The sequence below is a fragment of the Deltaproteobacteria bacterium HGW-Deltaproteobacteria-6 genome (genome assembly GCA_002840435.1).
Lineage (GTDB): Bacteria > Desulfobacterota > Syntrophia > Syntrophales > Smithellaceae > UBA8904.
In genome coordinates, this window is sequence record PHAT01000002.1 from 328202 (window position 1) to 343829 (window position 15628).

Sequence of the window (15628 nt, forward strand, 5' to 3'; positions counted from 1 at the left end):
AGTGGCGTCCCGCTCTTGCTCTGACAAATTAAACATGAACCGGACAGAATATTTTATGCAAAACAATACCGACAGAATTCCCAGCCGGGCCGAATGTGAAGACCTCATGGCACAGTACACCATGCTGCCCAATATCGTTGAACATTCCTTTCAGGTGATGCACGTGGCCCTGGCCATCACCGACAATCTTGCAGATGATGTTTCAATCAACCGGGATGCGGTTATTGCCGGAGCGTTGCTTCACGATATTACCAAGACCCGGTCACTGCAAACAAAAGAAAAGCACGCGGCTTCGGGTGGCGCTCTTTTGCGCGAACTGGGATTTCCGCTGATTGCCGGGATTGTTGAGCAGCATGTCGTTTGCGACCTGAATCCGGCAGGGCCCATCGTGGAAACAGAAATCGTTTATTACGCCGACAAGCGGGTGATGCACGACAAAATCGTGACCCTCGAAGAAAGGGTTCAGGATTTGCTGATTCGATACGGAAAGACGGAAGAGTTACGCAACCGGATTCTTGAAAACCTGCAGCACGTCATTCCGATCGAACGCAAGCTGAACCGTTTTATGAAAACCGACATCCATGATGCAATAAAGAAGATAGCCGGATAATCTCCATTAAAGTCAGAAAAGATGACAGCCTCTGCGTTCCTATGTTTCCCGCAGCTCCCGTTTCAGCACTTTCCCCGCCATGCTGACCGGAAGCGCGCTGACAAAAACTACCTTGCGGATTTGCTTATACGGGGCAACCTGGGGGTTGACGAAGTTCATGATTTCATCCGCCGTCGCTTGATGATCGGGGGATAACTGGACAAACGCCACGGGGATCTCGCCTCCCTGTTCGTCGGGCCTGCCCACGACGGCGCATTGCAATACCGACGGGTGCGTAAAGAGGATCTCCTCCAGTTCTTTCGGGTAAACATTATACCCTTTATAGATAATCATGTCCTTCTTCCGGTCGGTGATGAAAAAGTACCCGTCGGCATCTTCGCAGCCGATATCTCCGGTGTGCATCCACCCGTCGATGAGGACATCCGCGGTTTCCCGCGGCTGGTTCCAATACCCCTGCATGCATTGAGGCCCCCGGATGCAGAGTTCTCCGACTTCGCCCTGTGCCACGGGCTTTCCCGTGGTCAGGTCGACGACTTTCATTTCGGTGTCGATAATCGGCATGCCAATGGAGCCGATCTTGACCGCCGGGCGTGAGGAGGGATTGGCCGTGGCCGCCAGGGTCACTTCGGTCATTCCGTAGCCTTCCGTAACCACTCCCGGAAAGGCCGACAAAAGCCTTCGCATCACTTCCGCAGGCAGCGGCGCCGCCCCGGAAATGACGGTCTTAACGGATGATAGATCGGTGCGGGCAAAATCGGGATGCGCGATCATGGTGATGAAAAGCTGAGGCGCCCCGCCGATGACTTCCGCACGGTACTTCTCCACCGCGCGGATGAAGGGGCCGGGGTCAAACCGGGGAAACAGGATCATCGTGTGTCCCGCGTAGAGCTGGAGGTTCAGATAGGCGATGGTGCCCATCGCGTGAAACCAGGGCACGACGATCAGGGTTGTCCGTCCGGGCTTCATGCCCAGATCCGCGTCAGCCGGAATATCCGTAAGGTCGTAGGCGATAAGCCCCTGGTCCATCGCCGGCTTGCCGCCGGTATAAAAGTGGAAGCACTGCAAAACATTGACGACAACGTTGTAATGGGTCAGCATCACGCCCTTCGGCAGGCCCGTGGTGCCCCCCGTATAGGCCAGATGGGCCAGATCAAGCCGTGGATCAACAGGAACGCTTACTGGATCGGGGCTTCCCTCTTCAAGAAGACGGATAAAGTCCTCGCCCTGATCGATCGTTATCTTGCGCAGTGGTTTGGTCGTGATGGAAAGAGCGGGAAAGTTGTCCGCAAGGCTGGTGACGATCAGATTTTTCACGGGCACCTGCGCAATCACTTTTTGGGTCCCTGCAAAAAACAGGTCGAGCGTAATCAGGGTTTCGGCGCCGGAGTCGGTGAGTTGATGCTGGAGTTCGCGCTCCGTCAAAAGCGGGGAGCATGGAACGAAAATAGCGCCGAGCTTGAGCGCCGCGTAGTAGGCAATTGCAAATTGCGGACAATTGAGGAGGTGGATCGCCACCCGGTTCCCCTTCCGGACGCCGCGGGCTTTGAGGGCGTTGGCAAACCGGTGCACAAGAACAAGAAGTTCGCCATAAGTAATTTCCATACCGGAAAAACGCATGGCCACCCGGTCGGGAAAACGAACGGCTGCCGAGTCCAGAAAACCGTACACGGGGATCTCGGGGTAGGTCAGCGTCCGGTGAACTCCAACCGGCCATCGTGAAAAATTCTTTTCTTCGCCCATCTGTTCCTCCGTAAAGAAATTTGTATGACTTACGGGCACTGTTCCATGCCCTGTGTCCGTTTATGACGGAGCGTACAGGAAACGCGGTTTCGCTGTCAACGAAAATTGAAAAACAAGGAAGGTAAACGACGGGGGAACAGGGATGATACCAGTTCTTTCAAAACAAAGTTAAAAACTAGAGTAGTGCGTCTAACGCTTCTTTACATAAGCACTAAGTGCTGCGCCTCATGCAAATGTTCTTTTTCGTCATTCCGGACTTGGTCCGGAATCCAAAACGTTAAAAGACTGGATTCCCGCCTACCAGACTGTGCCGCAATAGTAACAATTGTCATTCCGAATCCCGATGTGTCGGGATGAGGAATCTTAATGTCTTGAATTTATTAAAAGCAAGATTTCTCGCTTTGCTTCGAAATGACATGAAAATGAAATGCGACACAGTCTGTACGCGGGAATGACAAAATGGAATGAATCCGGTAGAAAAGGACTTGTGACGCACTACACTGGAATGGAGCCGTACTATTGCCCTTCCGTTCGGTCTAGTCTTTTTGACTCGACCGAACAAGGCTGGAACGTTTAAACAATGGCTCTAAACGTTAGTGCTGTTTACCGTTGCCCCACGGGGCATGAACTATAACACTTAAAGCAGAAGTATTGAAAACCGATAAAGCTCGCCTGGTAGGTCATAAAGAAATCTTTTGTGAAAAGCATCTTTATTTGTTCATCGGGTGATTTGCCCGCCCATTTCATCCAGAATCCGATGATCTTTGCCAGACCGTATGGCTGAGAAACCTTGATACATTTTCCGAAATCCGTCTGGCCTTCAACATTCAGAGCGGCGGCCGGGCAGCTCTCCACGCAGATATTGCATTGGGTGCAGAGATCCTCCGTGCATGGCGGATCTGAAGGGAGTGCCAGATCAGTGAGCACCGCCGTGAAGAGAACGCGCGGTCCCAGGCGCGGATGGATCACAAGGTTGTGGCGTCCGAAAACGCCAAGGCCGGCCGCCACGGCGGCATGTCGGAGCGATACATCCGCGACACTTCGGGAATTTTGCGGGTCCATATTTAAAGGATAAGAAAGAGGCACACTCATGGCGCGGGCGCCGCAGTCCTTTTCCAGAAACCGCGAAATTTTGTAATTGGTCGAGCGCGCGTATTCCATGATGTCCAGCCGCCCGTTCATGGCGATTTGCGGATTGGGACTTTCCACATGGGACATCTCTTTAACGCAAGCCACGACAATCGATTTCGCTCCGGGGAATATCGTTTCAATCTTCGGACTCTGGGGGCTTTGGTAATCGGCCACTGCCGCAAAGCCGAAATCGTCAACTCCCAGACTCAATGCGTAATTTTTGATTTTTTCTTTCAGTGCCGTACTCATAAGTAGCCTCCCTGTTTTCTGATTAAAAATATCGTCCAATAAATTATGCGCCAACAGAGCGTTTGATTTGCTTCACCGTCGAATCAAAAATGGCCGGTGATGTTACCCGGACAATTTGAATAATCCCCTGAAGGCTGGAAATAATCAAAAGCGCCTGATCTTTCGCGGTCCCCGGAAAATTGAAATCTCCCTTTTTCTTGCCCGCTGCCAGAAAACTCTCCAACCACTGATACACGGTGGAGGTAAAATGACGTGTTGCCGCCTGCATCTCTTCAGGAAGGGTCTTGAAATCCGTTTCCAGTGCGCCGCCCAGACAAACCTGCTTGCGATCCACAAATATTTTGAATAACTGACAATACGCATCCAGCTTTTTTGAATTGGAGAAATCATTGCTGTTTATATCGTCTGCCCATTTCCGGAAGCGATGGATAGCGCGCTGAATTATGGCTACACCCAGATCGGTTTTTTTAGGGAAGTGATAATGGATGGATGCGTTCCTGATATTCAAGTCGGCGGAAATATCTTTGTAGCTGAAGCCATTATAGCCCCGGTCAAGAAGAAGATTCTCGGCGATATCCAGAATCTGTTTTTTTGTGTCCATTTTTGTATCCATACTATTTTCAATCCGTAAACTTTTGATTACTTATACCTACTAGTAGGTAGGTTGTCAAGGATAATATTTCAACATAAAAAAATTGATGGGGCAATTCAGGGGGGATAAACCATTTAATCATCCATTATTTTCTTTTCAGGTCCGCCCTTTTGTCCTTCTTGTCGGAAGAGCATTCCAGGGGTCGTCGGGCCAGGGATGTTTCGGGTAGCGGCCCTTCAACTCTTTTTTCACCTGCGGATAGCCGGTGTTCCAGAATGCTTTCAGATCCCGGGTGATCTGAACGGGCCTGCGGGCGGGCGAGAGAAGATGGAGCAGCAATTTAATCCTTCCGCCTGCTATGGCCGGTGTGTCGGCAAGCCCGAACATCTCCTGGAGCTTGACGGCCAGGACCGGAATTTCGCCTGAAACATAATCAATCGGGATATTATGGCCGCTGGGGACATTGATGGTTACAGGAGCGCGATCATTAAGAAGACGCCGCTGGTCCCATGTGAGCTTCTCTGTCAGCGCAGCCCCGATGTTCAGGGCGGCAAGCTGCCCCGCGCTGCGGACCCCGGAAAGCCAGGGTAAAAGCCACTCCCGGGGCGCTGCAAGAAGTGTTTCATCAGAGAAGTCCGGCCAGTTTTCTTCGGGAAAGGTTTGTTGCATCAGGCGTATCCGGGCCTGCAAGGTTTGGGCCTCCCGGCTGAAGGTGATCCTGGCTGTCCTGGACCGGATGGCTTCACAAAGGGCCGATACGACTTCCTCCTCCGGCGGATTCACCTGCCTGGCCGAAAGCGTGATCACCCCCAAACGTTCTTCAAGGGCAGCGACAATCCGGCCTTCCTGCTTGTCCCAAACGACAAGCCGCCGGGTTTCAATCTGATCGGCCAATGTCTCGCGAATGAGTTCCTCCGTCAGCGGTTCGACCAAATGCAGAGTGCCTTCCGCCTTTTCGCCACGGTCGATCACGGGAGCAACGATATAGGTGCTTCCGCGTTGGTTAATCTTCGCGGACAGCCTCGCCCCTCTTCCCTGACGCAAAACATAGCGGCCGCCTTCATCTTCGCGCCGCTTGGCGATGCGGTCGGGAAAGGCGGAAAGAAGCAGACGGGGGATCATGCTGCCGGTTTCTTCTTCTGCGGCTTCGCTGGTTTTCCCCATCAGGCGCCGGAGTTGCTGAGATGTTTTATCTACGGCGCGCAGTGCCAAAAGATCGGCCTCCCCGGTCAGGTTCTTTTTCTGTCGCCATTGCCGCAGCAGCATGATGCGATCGCTGAGATCTGCGCCGCCGGTCGGATCATTGAAAGAAGACCCGGAACGACGGATAATATCCCGCTCGGACAGGAGGGCGGCCAGATCCGCGCCGAGCAACACGCAGTGAAGTTCCGCCGCTTTCAGAAGCAGGCGGCCGAGGCGCGGATGGAGCGGCAGGCGCGCCATGGCAACGCCTGCCGGTGTCATCGAGCCTGTTGCATCCAGGGCGCCCAGTTCCATAAGCAGTTCAGACGCGGCACGAAAGGATGCATTCGGAGGTGGATCGAGCCAGGAAAGCCCGTCTGGGTTTTTGACGCCCCAGGCGGCCAGATCCAGAACCAGAGACGATAAATCGGAAATGGCGATTTCCGGCGGGGCAAAAGGAATCAGGGATTGGAAGGTATGGCGGCTATACAGTCGATAGCAGACGCCCGGCCCCAATCGGCCCGCCCGGCCCAGGCGCTGCATTGCTTGCGCCTGTGAAACCGTGACGGTAACCAGACGGTTCATGCCCGTTCCCGGATCGTACTGGAGTCTTCGGGTTAATCCGCCGTCAATCACCACACGAACGCCTTCAATGGTCAGGCTGGTCTCCGCGATGTTTGTCGCGAGGACGATCTTGCGGTGAGATGCCGGAAGGATCGCCCGTTCCTGCTCAGCAAAGGGCAAATCGCCGTAAAGGGGATGGAGTGATATACCGCTTATCGCTTTGTCCTGAACTGTTTCAGCGAGGGCATTGCTCACGGCGCGAATTTCCCCGGCCCCCGGCAGAAAGGCAAGGATATCGCCTGACGTCTCACGGAGCGCCCTTTGGACAACATCGGTCATTCGCTTTGTCACGGATTGATCCGGGTTATCTCCGCAGTAGCGCTCTTCCACAGGGTAGGCTTGACCCTGCGAGGTAATGACGGCCGCCCCATCCAGGAGGGCTGCAACCGGCGCGCCGTCCAGTGTGGCGGACATCACGAGAAGCTTAAGATCTTCGCGCAGGGCGCGGCGGATATCGAGACAAAGAGCAAGCGCTAAGTCCGTCTGAAGGCTCCGTTCATGGAATTCGTCAAAAATTACCATGGCAACGCCCGCCAGATCAGGGTTGGCCAGAATGCGTCTGGTAAGAATCCCCTCCGTCATCACTTCGATGCGGGTGTCTTTTGAGACCCGGCTGTCAAAACGGATGGAATAACCCAGGGTCTGGCCAATCTCTTCGCCCAGGGTTTTGGCCATCCACCGGGCGGCGGAGACGGCGGCAATCCTCCGGGGTTCCAGTATGAGGATGCGTCCCTTTTCAGGCCCGATGACATCCAGGAGCGCCAGAGGCACCCGCGTCGTCTTGCCGGAACCGGGCGGAGCCTGAAGAACAACGGCGTGACGCTCACGAATGGCTGCCTGCAATTCCGGGAGGATGTGATCGATGGGGTAGGACGCGGGAATTTGTCCGCTCTTGATATTTTTCTGCATGCCGGAAGTATAGAGGGGGCGATCGTTCATGTCAACACTATCGTGCCTCGATGGAAAAAATGATAATTCAAAGGAAGCTATCTGTATTTTATTGATTGAAACCGCGTCGTAATGGCGATAGCATACGCATTACATCATGATCTTGTCATGCCGGCCGGCGGGAGATATCTTAATATTCCGCGCGATGCCCGGGAATTGGATTTTTCGCTTCGCAAAGACATGTTTTGTGGAGAGGATATGTATTTACTACTTGCCGATGCGGTGATTGTTTTTCATTTTCTGTTTATTGTGTTTGTCGTTGCGGGCGGTCTGCTGGTTTTGCGCAGGCCCCGGCTGGCCTTTCTGCATCTGCCGGCAGCCTTCTGGGGCGCCTTTATAGAATTCAGCGGCGGGATCTGTCCGCTGACGCCGCTTGAAAATCATCTGCGGCTTCTTGGCGGCGGCAGCCGCTACAGCGGTGACTTTATCGTACAATATCTTATTCCGGTAATTTATCCGGCAAATCTCACCGTTTCTATCCAATATGTCTTAGGAGGCGTGGTTATTGCGGCAAACCTGATGGTCTATCTGTTTATCATTCGAAAAAAATCATTCTTCAGCCGGGTAAAGGATAAAATCAGGGGCAAAAGTTGACCACCAGCGGCTCCTTGTTTGTTAAAGTTTTACATTTGATGCCTTACGATGGATGCAGTAATGTGAATGCTCACGGCATTCAATCTACCCTCACCCATACCATGGTTTTTCGTCTGTTTCGACTTGCAACCCATCCATCAGTTTGTTAAAGCCGCTGAACAGATCCACAACCGCCATAAGTTCCAGCACTGCCTCGTCATCGAGTCCTAACTTCTGCACCGCAGAGGTGTGAACCCCAAGTCAGTAATGGCTGCCAAGCACTGCCGAAACAGCAACAGCGATAATTTCCTTTGTCATGCGGTCGAGCTTGCCTGGCTCTACCATGACAGCTTTCACTTTGTTCCAGTTCGCTTCCAGATAGCCGGGTTTCGAAGCCATCACTTTGTAGAGGTTGGGAACAAAATCAATTCCGAGGTGTGACTTGATGTCCTCGTAAACTTCTTTGACCTTGCCGACGGCTTCTTCTTCAGAAACCATTTTGATGGATGCCATGGTTGTTTCCTTTTTTGAACGGGCGTTTCGTCCGATTATTTTTTTATCAAAGAAAGTATCCGGTCTTTTCCGATGAATGAATCATGCTTCTGCTCACAGGCAAACTCATTGCGTTCGTCCCGATACAGGATGCATTGTTTGGAGAGCGCTTCTTTCAATTTGAGTCGGGCCCTGTGCAGTCTTATCTTGACTGTTTCCAGCTTGAGCCCCAGTATGACGGCGATGTCTTCATTTTTCAGGCCTTCAAATTCGCTCAGCACGATGACCGTCCGGCATGCTTCGGGAAGCCTGGAAACCACATCGCGAATACAACTGTTCATTTCCCTGCGAATGACATGATTCTCCAACGCGAGGATTTCTCCCGTCCAGACATTCTGGTCCGCCATTTCTTCCGCAACATCGAGCCCGAGATCATGCCCGGCAAGTTTATTTTTTCTGATTCTATCAATGGCGGTGTTTGTGGCAATTTTATAGAGCCACGTCCAGAGGCTGGATTGCCCCCGGAAATTTTTCAGCGACCGGCTGACTTTGGCGAATGTTTCCTGCGTCAGATCATCCGCTTCGTCAACTCCGGCAAGTTTTTCCAGGTAATGCCTGATTCGCGGCGCATAAGTGTCGTGAATTTTTTTAAAGTCCGGTTCCTGTTTGGCCATTGCAACCCTTTTGAAAAAAATCTATTTTGAATCAACGGGATTCCCTGTTATTTTACTATAACGCTGCCGGCGTCACAAGCAATTTACCCGCAGGAACAAGCAGACGCCCCTTTGGTGTTTGTTGTGCCGCAGCCGCATGCGCCCTGGATATCCGTTTCGTGGCAGCAGAATTTGTCTGAGATTTCCTTATCGGAAAACCCCATGGCATGTGTCCGCACCATTTTAGCCGTGGCCAGGCAAAGCTGTATTTGTTCGCCGGTCAAGCCCTTCGGCATCACTTCTCTGATTTCCGCAAGGCAATCGGGCGCGGAATTAGCGGCCACAAAAGACGCGATGCGAATCATGGAAGTCAGATTTTCAGAAAAATCTGCAGCATCGCCTGCCTGTCCATCCATCAGAGCTGAAACTTTATCGCGCATGGTTTTAACGGCCGCCGCTTTGGCGTCGAGCCCCAGCAGAAATGCTTTGAGCATTTCCGCTTTCGGGATATTCAGTGATACCGCTCCATTGTAAAGTTTGTCGGCGCAAGTCCGGCAACCTGCACCCATGGCCGCACCCATCCCGATCAGTGTTTTTTCCTGATTTGATAATTGGCTTTCCTGTCTGTTTTCCATTTTTATACTCCTTTTTTTGACTTGTTGACTGTTTAGACGGATAAGGCATCAAAAAAGATACAAAAAAATGATTTGAGGATAACCGCCAGTAATTCATATAGTTGTCAGAAAAATATGAAAAATGGCGAGGTGCGGAGATGTGTGGAATGGACTTGATGGCTGATCAATCCGGTTCAATGATGATGTCCGAAAACGGCTGGCACAAATTTTGATAAACGGGTATGAAGCCTTCATGACATCCGAACACAAAAAATATTATGACGCCATGCTGGCGCGCGACTATCGCTTTGACGGCAAGTTCTTTGTCGGCGTCAAAACAACCGGCATCTACTGCCGGCCGATTTGCCCGGCCCGGCCGAAGATAGAAAATGTGGAATTCTTCCCGTCGTCAGTAATGGCGGAAAAGGCCGGCTATCGCCCCTGTCAGAGATGCCGGCCGGAGGCCGCCCCGTTGTCGCCTTTCTGGTATGGAAAATCAGCGATTGTCCAGCGATCGCTGCGGGCGATCATCAATGACGGGTTAAACGGTTTGTCTGAAGAGGAATTTGCCGGGAAATTCGGCGTAACGGCCAGACATCTGCGACGGCTGTTTGTTTGTGAAATCGGTAAAACGCCCCGTCAGTTTTACGAGCAGCAAAAATTAAACCTTGCCCGGAAAATGATTGTCGAGACGCGCCTGCCGGTAACCGACATTTGTTTTGCGGCCGGTTTTCAGTCACTCAGAAGATTCAACGCCGCCTTTAAGGCCCGTTTTTCCAAGCCACCCGGTGTTATCCGCCAAGCGGTGCGCGGCACAACGGACGTGCCGTCGTTGACCGGCATCAGTTTGAGTTACCGGCCGCCCTACAACTGGGAAGCCCTGATGAAATATTTAATGCGTCATCAAACGGATCAGATTGAAGAAATCAGCCCGGATTCGTATATCCGATATTATGCGACCTGCAAGGGCATGGGGCGGGTGATTGTCAATAATAATGAAGCGAAATCCTGCCTTGTTGCTTATTTCGATCATTTCGACCACGAACAGCTTTACAGGCTGATTCAGAACATCAGACGGTTGTTCGATCTGGATGCCGACCCGCTCCTGGTTGCGACGCAATTTGAACAGGTAAAAATTCTAAGAAAGCTCGATCAAAAATCGCCGGGCGTTCGGGCGCCCGGCTCATGGGACGGATTCGAGACCGCCGTCGGCATTATTCTGGGACAGGTGGTTTCGATGGAGCAGGCGCGCCGGAATATGCGGCATCTGCTGCAGCATTACGGTGAAGAACGCCTGTGGCAGGACAAAAAGGTCTTTATCTTTCCCGATGCGGCGAAACTGGCCGGGGCCGATTTGGCGAGCCTCCCCGTAACGAAAATCAGAAAACAGACCATCCGGCTGTTGGCCGGGAAAATTGCCGCCGGGGAGCTGTCGCTCAACGCGCATCAGGATATGGCTAAACTGAAAGAACAACTGATGGCCGTCCCGGGAATCGGCGGCTGGACGGCGGAATATATCGGGATGAGATGCCTCAGTGACCCGGACAGCTACCCGGCGACCGATTTGATATTGAAAAGGATCAGTGATGTGGAGCCGGGGCTGGATTTGGAAAAGGCCAGGCCGTGGCGGGCTTACGCAGCCTTCCTGCTCTGGGATGCCTATGCGGGAAAACTTGTCAAAAAAAGGGGGAAGCAAGATGGAGCTATACGTTAAACGCATGCAGACGCCGATCGGGGAGATTGCGCTTTATGCCAATGAACGGGCCCTGGTCGGACTTTACACGGGTAAATATAACAAGAAAGGATTTCCGGTCCGTTTTCAATCCGCCCGGGAAAAAGATACCCCGGTTCTTTTGAAGGCTCAAAAAGAAATCGACGCCTATTTTGCGGGGAAACTGAAACAATTCACCGTGCCCGTGGAATTTTCCGGAACGCCTTTTCAAGAGGCCGTATGGCGTTCTCTTCTCAAAATCGGCTATGGCGAACTGCGGACATACGGAGATGTTGCCGCCAGTGTCGGAAATCCGAAAGGCTCCCGGGCAGTCGGCGGGGCGGTCGGCCGGAACCCTGTTTCGATTATCATTCCCTGTCACCGGGTCATCGGTTCGGATACAACCCTCACCGGATTCGGAGGCGGTCTGCCCGCCAAGACGCGCCTGCTGCAAACCGAGGGACACCACGTAAAAAAATCAAAAGTCAATCCATCAGGACGCGAATGATTGTGACGAGGCGATAAAAAAAGGGCGGGAGTTTATTGGCTCCCGCCCTGAACGAAAGATCTGCTATTCCAGCATGTAAGACGCTTCAGGAATTTCCATTACCGAATTATCGCCTTCCTTGATGACCCGCAGGATCATGCCGACATTGGGGAGAATATTGTGGGCGAAGAATTTGGCCGAAGCCACCTTACCCGCGTAGTACGGATATTCGAAATGCTCCTTGCCAATCGCGTCAATCTTTTTGAGTGCGATGAGCGCGTGCTCCAACAGCAGTTTCGTGCCGTAAATGTAGCCGGTCGCATGCAGAATCCGTGTGGCGAAGAAACCGATCATGCCGAACTTGCCCTGGCCCAGGTATCCGGCCATGGTGTTCTGAATGTCTTTGTACTGAGCGAGCGCTTCGGCGAGCAGCGCCACTTCCGCTGCCACAGCCGCATTGTCCTTGTTGTCCGCTGCGAATTTTTCCAGTTCGGCAAACCAGGAAGCAAACACCTGCCCTCCGGCCATCATCCACTTGCGGCCGATAAGATCCATGGACTGGATGAAGTTAGTGCCTTCCCAGATCGGGTAAATCCGGCAGTCGCGAAGCTGCTGCGCGATGGGGTACTCTTCGGAGAAGCCATAGCCGCCGTAACATTGCATGGCTTCGGAGATGCTCAAGAACGCCAGATCCGAACACCAGGCCTTGACGATCGGAATGTTGACTTCCACAAAGGCCTTGGCGCGCTTGCGTTCGTTTTCATCCTTTGTGTTTTCCATGACGTCCATGCAATAGTAAGACATGGCAATCATGGCCCGGCTGGCCTCGGTGATGGATTTCTGATACATCAGCATCCGGCGGACATCTTCGTGATGGATGATGGAAACACGGCCCGCCTTGGGGTTGGTGATCTGACGGCCCTGGATGCGTCCGGCGGCATACAGTGCCGCGTTGTTATAAGAGACGGTCGCAGCCGCGAGCGCTGCCAGACCCGTGACGGTGCGTTCTTCGTTCATCATCTGGAACATCTGGGCCATGCCCGCGCCCTTGCCGTCCACAGGAACGTCGCCCAGCAGATAGCCGCGGCACTTGCCTTCTTCGCCGAAATTGATGATGCTGGTGGCCGATCCGCAAAGTCCCATCTTGTGTTCGACGCCGCCGCAGTTCACATCATTGAACTCGCCTTTTTCACCGTCTTCGGTATGCCAGTACTTCGGTACGACGAACAGGGAGATGCCCTTGGTGCCGGGCGCGCAGCCTTCAATGCGGGCCAGCGTCAGGTGGACGATATTTTCTGTGATGTCCTGATCGCCGCCGGTGATGAAGCACTTGGTGCCGACAATATTGTAAATACCGGGTTCAGAAGTCGGGGTGGCCTTGGTGATGATGTCGCCCACGTCCGAGCCGCTGTTGGGTTCGGTGAGGTCCATCGTGCCCGCCCATTGGCCGGAAAACATTTTGGGCAGGAAAATATTTTTAACTTTATCGCTCGCGAAGTCACGGATCAGACCGGACGCGCCGGTGGTGGCCATGACGTAGGGGCCGGATGCGGCATTGGCGGCTGCCAGGTATTCATTGGTGCAGCCCATGAGGCACAGGGGCAGGGCGCTGGGGTCGGAATGATCGGCATTGCTGGAACCCAGACCGTTTTCCTGAACCGTCCAATAGGGCTTCTTGAACGATTCGGGTGTGGTGACCTTGCCGTTTTTATACACGGCATGTTGTTTATCTCCGTCTTCGTTTGTCGGCGCCACGACTTCCTTGGCGATCTTCAGAGCATTTTCAAGGATCGAATCAACGTCGTCAAGCGAATAACCGCCTTCGAATCGTCCCTGACCGAAGATCCTGGACATGTCGAGCCATTCTTTCAGAATAAATTTGTGCTCGCGTGTTGAATAAACAAAATTTGCTGCCATAATTTTGGTTCTCCTTCCTTATGCCGTGTGGGATATAAAACTTTCAGCAGCGGGCATTATAACAAAAAATGACCGTAAGTCAACATATTACAAATGTGAAAGATCTTGCTAAGATAGCTGCTATCTGGTATTCAAATGCCATGCAAACGCCTTTTCGCCTGAACGATATTTTGCTCATTGTGGTGGTCATTACATCTATGGCCGCAGCCATTATTTTCCCCGATTTCGGGGCGCGTTTTCAGGCGTTGCCCTTTTATTGTCTGATGGTCAATTTTTTTCTGAGTTATCTTTCCATTGATCTGGCGGATGTCTGGAAGGCGTTGAAAATCCATAGCAGGGATATTCTGGGTTTTACCGTGTTGAAGCTCGCCATTCTGCCGGTCCTTATTTATTTTACCTTTTATTTTATCGCACCCCAATACGCTCTGTCTGCAATGCTTTTGACGGGTGTTTCCACCGGTGTGGTTTCGCCGATGATTTCGAATATGGTCAAGGGCAACTCATCGCTTGTTCTGGTGGTGGTGGTGATCACATCCATCCTTGCGCCTTTTACACTGCCTGCACTTATCAAGATTGTCATTGCCAAAGAGGTGACAATTTCTTTTCTGGCGATGCTCAAAATGCTGGCGACGCTTATTTTTATTCCGATCGTCCTGGTTGAAATCATCCGCTACCTCACGCCGCGGCTGGTCGCGCCGATTTTGAAGATCCAGTTTCCTGTCTCGCTTTTAATGTTTGCTTTTATTAATCTGGGTGTGTTTTATCGCTACACGTCTTTTTTCAAAAAGGAACCGTCCGTGATTATCATGGCGACCATTGTTGTCTTTGTCCTGGCGGCAATTTATTGCGCTGTTGGCATATTCTTCTTCCGGAGGGGTCCCCTGCATAATCATCTGGCCGGCGCGGTCATGCTTGGAAACATCAATAACGTGCTGGTGATAGTTTTCTCGTCTGAGTTTTTCGGTCCGGTCGAGCCGCTGGTTGCGGCCATGTATATGATTCCCTTTTTCGTTATCGTAATACCTCTGCGTTATTACCGCTACTGGAAAACCAGGGTGGTACAGTAGGACTGGCTGGGCAATATCCTGCCTTTGATTTAATCCTGCTGCTGCAGGACGGGCGTTGATCCGCCGCAGCTTGATGAAAAGCGGTTGATCTGTTTTGTCGGCAATGTAATTCACTTGATTACGGGATCAATAAAGATTAAATTAATTGCCATGATGAACTTTTTACAAATCAATTATATCCGGATTATCCTTAAACTCTGTTGCCGTTTATTAATTTTTCATCCTGACCATCTGCCTGTTTGTAAAAAAAAACTTGCTCAGCTTTCCGTTTATGATCAGGTTTTTATTCTGTTGATCAGCAACGCGGTACAGAACGCCATGGCGGGTCCTGAAACTTTTACAATGGAGGAATAGAATCATGATTAACTTCAGAATTTTTTCCGACTACATCTGACCCTTCTGCTACATCGGCAAGGCTATTGTCGATCAGTTGAAAAAAGAATATTCGATTAATGATCAGTGGGTAAGCTACGAACTGCATCCGGAGACGCCGCCTTCGGGCATGCTGCTTTCCGAGCGATTTAAGGGCCGGGACCTCACGCCGTTTTATGAACAACTGCGCTCGCGGGGCAAAGAGCTGGGCATCGTATTTAATAGCCACACGCTTCTTTCCAACTCCCGGCTGTCATTGATGGCTTCTGAATATGCCCGCGATATGGACAAGTATGAAGCTTTTCATCAGAATATCTTTCAAGCCTATTTCACGGAAAGTCTGGATATCGGTAATCCGGACATCATTGCCGCCATTGCCGGCAAAAGCGGTCTGGACGCCAAAAAGATGCTTGCCGCGGTTAACGACGGCCGTTATGCGTCACGTCTTGATGAAGCCTTAAGGGAAGGGCAGCAGCTGGGCTTAACGGGTATTCCGCTGTTTGTGGTCAACAGCAAATATAAAATCGTCGGCGCTCAGCCGTTGGAGGTCTTCAGGGATTTTCTTGATAAACTGAAATAAGTGTGTTGAACATGGTTGTCATGTCGACTGCAGGGAGACATCTTCACGTTTGTCTTTTACGCTTGTGTCCGCGCGCCACTTCATCA

Annotated in this window: 15 protein-coding genes; 7 read left to right on the plus strand and 8 right to left on the minus strand. The window is 51.9% G+C overall.

Features of this window, described 5'->3' with window-relative positions; translation table 11 throughout:
• Nucleotides 1–34: 34 nt before the first annotated feature.
• Nucleotides 35–610 carry a metal-dependent phosphohydrolase gene (locus tag CVU71_05880; GenBank protein PKN19897.1) on the plus strand — a complete coding sequence of 192 codons (576 nt, stop codon included), beginning with the start codon at nt 35–37 and terminating at the stop codon, nt 608–610.
• A gap of 39 nt (nt 611–649) precedes the next feature.
• Here the strand turns inward: CVU71_05880 and CVU71_05885 are convergent, their stop codons facing one another.
• The 4 genes from CVU71_05885 to hrpB all read right to left on the minus strand — a co-directional run bounded on the left by CVU71_05885 (nt 650) and on the right by hrpB (nt 7037).
• On the minus strand, nt 650–2350 hold the full coding sequence (locus CVU71_05885; GenBank protein ID PKN19898.1) for an acyl-CoA synthetase: 1701 nt from the start codon (nt 2348–2350) through the stop codon (nt 650–652).
• Nucleotides 2351–2953: 603 nt separating this feature from the next.
• Nucleotides 2954–3718 carry a 4Fe-4S ferredoxin gene (locus CVU71_05890; protein PKN20088.1) on the minus strand — a complete coding sequence of 255 codons (765 nt, stop codon included), beginning with the start codon at nt 3716–3718 and terminating at the stop codon, nt 2954–2956.
• A gap of 55 nt (nt 3719–3773) precedes the next feature.
• Nucleotides 3774–4343 carry a TetR/AcrR family transcriptional regulator gene (locus tag CVU71_05895; GenBank protein PKN19899.1) on the minus strand — a complete coding sequence of 190 codons (570 nt, stop codon included), beginning with the start codon at nt 4341–4343 and terminating at the stop codon, nt 3774–3776.
• Nucleotides 4344–4478: 135 nt separating this feature from the next.
• Complete coding sequence (gene hrpB, locus CVU71_05900) at nt 4479–7037, minus strand: ATP-dependent helicase HrpB (protein ID PKN20089.1); 2559 nt, start codon at nt 7035–7037, stop codon at nt 4479–4481.
• 237 nt (nt 7038–7274) lie between these two features.
• Between hrpB and CVU71_05905 the strand changes: the two genes are divergently transcribed.
• On the plus strand, nt 7275–7670 hold the full coding sequence (locus tag CVU71_05905; GenBank protein ID PKN20090.1) for a DUF2784 domain-containing protein: 396 nt from the start codon (nt 7275–7277) through the stop codon (nt 7668–7670).
• 240 nt (nt 7671–7910) lie between these two features.
• Here CVU71_05905 and CVU71_05910 read toward each other — a convergent pair whose 3' ends face one another.
• The 3 genes from CVU71_05910 to CVU71_05920 form a co-directional block, all read right to left on the minus strand.
• Nucleotides 7911–8162 carry a hypothetical protein gene (locus tag CVU71_05910; GenBank protein PKN19900.1) on the minus strand — a complete coding sequence of 84 codons (252 nt, stop codon included), beginning with the start codon at nt 8160–8162 and terminating at the stop codon, nt 7911–7913.
• Nucleotides 8163–8197: 35 nt separating this feature from the next.
• Nucleotides 8198–8815: an RNA polymerase subunit sigma-24 gene (locus CVU71_05915; protein ID PKN19901.1), complete on the minus strand. Its 618-nt coding sequence runs from the start codon at nt 8813–8815 to the stop codon at nt 8198–8200.
• Between the two features lie 83 nt (nt 8816–8898).
• Entirely contained in the window at nt 8899–9429 is a 531-nt protein-coding gene (locus tag CVU71_05920; protein ID PKN19902.1) for a hypothetical protein, read from the minus strand.
• Nucleotides 9430–9661: 232 nt separating this feature from the next.
• On the opposite strand from CVU71_05920, the gene CVU71_05925 reads away from it, so the two are divergent.
• Both CVU71_05925 and CVU71_05930 read left to right on the plus strand, forming a co-directional pair.
• The gene (locus CVU71_05925) at nt 9662–11122 is read left to right on the plus strand and encodes a transcriptional regulator (GenBank protein ID PKN19903.1); all 1461 of its coding nucleotides are present in this window, start codon (nt 9662–9664) and stop codon (nt 11120–11122) included.
• Nucleotides 11106–11627, plus strand: coding sequence for a hypothetical protein (locus CVU71_05930; GenBank protein PKN19904.1), 522 nt, complete (start codon nt 11106–11108; stop codon nt 11625–11627). Before CVU71_05925 ends, CVU71_05930 begins: the two co-directional genes overlap by 17 nt.
• Before the next feature lie 63 nt (nt 11628–11690).
• Here CVU71_05930 and CVU71_05935 read toward each other — a convergent pair whose 3' ends face one another.
• Complete coding sequence (locus CVU71_05935) at nt 11691–13523, minus strand: acyl-CoA dehydrogenase (protein ID PKN19905.1); 1833 nt, start codon at nt 13521–13523, stop codon at nt 11691–11693.
• A 68-nt stretch (nt 13524–13591) separates the two neighbouring features.
• On the opposite strand from CVU71_05935, the gene CVU71_05940 reads away from it, so the two are divergent.
• The 3 genes from CVU71_05940 to CVU71_05950 all read left to right on the plus strand — a co-directional run bounded on the left by CVU71_05940 (nt 13592) and on the right by CVU71_05950 (nt 15542).
• Nucleotides 13592–14590 carry a bile acid:sodium symporter gene (locus CVU71_05940; protein PKN19906.1) on the plus strand — a complete coding sequence of 333 codons (999 nt, stop codon included), beginning with the start codon at nt 13592–13594 and terminating at the stop codon, nt 14588–14590.
• 84 nt (nt 14591–14674) lie between these two features.
• Nucleotides 14675–14944, plus strand: coding sequence for a hypothetical protein (locus tag CVU71_05945; protein PKN19907.1), 270 nt, complete (start codon nt 14675–14677; stop codon nt 14942–14944).
• Between the two features lie 52 nt (nt 14945–14996).
• Entirely contained in the window at nt 14997–15542 is a 546-nt protein-coding gene (locus CVU71_05950; GenBank protein ID PKN19908.1) for a hypothetical protein, read from the plus strand.
• Nucleotides 15543–15628 lie beyond the last annotated feature (86 nt).

Coding starts and splice junctions, on each gene's coding strand:
- CVU71_05880 (PKN19897.1), top strand. CDS start 35: ATGAACCGGACAGAATATTTTATGCAAAACAATACCGACAGAATTCCC.
- CVU71_05885 (PKN19898.1), bottom strand. CDS start 2,350: ATGGGCGAAGAAAAGAATTTTTCACGATGGCCGGTTGGAGTTCACCGG.
- CVU71_05895 (PKN19899.1), bottom strand. CDS start 4,343: ATGGATACAAAAATGGACACAAAAAAACAGATTCTGGATATCGCCGAG.
- hrpB (PKN20089.1), bottom strand. CDS start 7,037: ATGCAGAAAAATATCAAGAGCGGACAAATTCCCGCGTCCTACCCCATC.
- CVU71_05905 (PKN20090.1), top strand. CDS start 7,275: ATGTATTTACTACTTGCCGATGCGGTGATTGTTTTTCATTTTCTGTTT.
- CVU71_05910 (PKN19900.1), bottom strand. CDS start 8,162: ATGGCATCCATCAAAATGGTTTCTGAAGAAGAAGCCGTCGGCAAGGTC.
- CVU71_05915 (PKN19901.1), bottom strand. CDS start 8,815: ATGGCCAAACAGGAACCGGACTTTAAAAAAATTCACGACACTTATGCG.
- CVU71_05920 (PKN19902.1), bottom strand. CDS start 9,429: ATGGAAAACAGACAGGAAAGCCAATTATCAAATCAGGAAAAAACACTG.
- CVU71_05925 (PKN19903.1), top strand. CDS start 9,662: ATGACATCCGAACACAAAAAATATTATGACGCCATGCTGGCGCGCGAC.
- CVU71_05930 (PKN19904.1), top strand. CDS start 11,106: ATGGAGCTATACGTTAAACGCATGCAGACGCCGATCGGGGAGATTGCG.
- CVU71_05935 (PKN19905.1), bottom strand. CDS start 13,523: ATGGCAGCAAATTTTGTTTATTCAACACGCGAGCACAAATTTATTCTG.
- CVU71_05940 (PKN19906.1), top strand. CDS start 13,592: ATGACCGTAAGTCAACATATTACAAATGTGAAAGATCTTGCTAAGATA.